The 1324-nt window shown below is 62.7% G+C and carries 1 protein-coding gene; it reads left to right on the forward strand.

Annotated elements, in window-relative coordinates:
- On the forward strand, positions 1–1324 hold a 1324-nt coding region (locus V5F77_RS28820; protein ID WP_429008476.1), incomplete at both ends, for a phage tail tape measure protein.

The raw sequence follows: 1324 nt of genomic DNA on the forward strand, positions 1-1324 counted from the left end.
TCGCCTCACGGCCCCGCTGCGCGGGATCCAGCGGCAGTTCGAACGGCTGAGCGGGCTTGCCAAGCGCATCGGCGTGCTGGGCGGCGCGGTCGCGGCGATCTCCTTCATGCTGCCGATTCAGTCAGCGGCGGCGTTCGATCAAAAATTGCGGGACATCGCCGTGACGGCTGGATTGTTCGGGGCCGAGGCCGAGGCGCGAATCCGGTCAATGGCCGTGAGCTATCGCGCGCTCGCCCTTCAGGTGGGCCTGACGTCTGATCAGATCGCGGACGCCTCCGGTATCCTCGTCGCGGCGGGCATGGACGATGCCCTCGCCAACAAGCTCCTGCCGACGATCGGGCGCGTGAGCAAGGCCGCATCCGCCGTGCCCGTGGACGTGGCCAAGGTGGGTTTCGCGCTCAACAACACCCTGAAGATCCAGGCCGATCAGATGGAAGACGCGTTCGGCAAGCTGGTCACCGCCGGCAAGCTCGGCCGTTTCGAATTCAAGGACATGGCCAAGGATCTCCCGGAGCTGGCCGCTCAAATGGATAAGTTCGGGATCCGCGGCATGGAAGCGGTCGAAACGATCGGCGCATCCCTGCAGATCGCCATGTTCGGGACCGATTCCACTTCGGCAGCAGCGAACAACTTCAAGAACTTTCTCACAAAAATTCTGTCGCCGGAAACGATCAAGAACTTCAAGAAAGCCGGCGTCGATATCATGAGCGTCATGCAGTCTGCTGCGGCGCAGGGCCTCAACCCGATCGAGTCCGCGATCGACAAGGTTCTGAAGCTGACCGGCATGTCGAAGAAAGACATGCTGGACATCTACAACCGCGAGAAAGCTCACGGAAAAACCGACAAAGAGGCCACAGATTCCGCGCTTGAGCAGATCAAAAAAATCGCTGGCGCGGAGAAGCTCGGCGGCCTGTTCGGCGACGTGCAGGTGTTGGACTTCATGCTGCCAATGCTGGCCAACGTCGAAAAGTATTTGGAGTTCAAACGCGCCATTAACGCCTCCGATAAGGGCGTCATCGGGCAGGACTCCGCGACCCAGATGGCCGGACCCGCGACGCAGCTCAACATTTTCAACGAGAGCGTCAAGCAGCTGGGCGACCGCGTCGGCGCGGCGTTCGCCACCAACCTGCCCATGCTCAATGCGTTCATGGCGCAGATGATGGGCCTGATCGGGCAGGTCGATGCCGCCTTTCCCGGCGCGATCGACCAGGTGCTGTCGTTCGCCGGCGCCGGGCTGCTGCTGGTAACCGCGCTCGGCCTGCTCGGCCCCGTCTTTTCCGTCATCGCCGCCGGCGCCGGCGTGATCGCCACCGGCATCGGCATC

The organism is Roseixanthobacter psychrophilus (assembly GCF_043195195.1).
Taxonomy (GTDB): Bacteria; Pseudomonadota; Alphaproteobacteria; order Rhizobiales; family Xanthobacteraceae; genus NCEH01.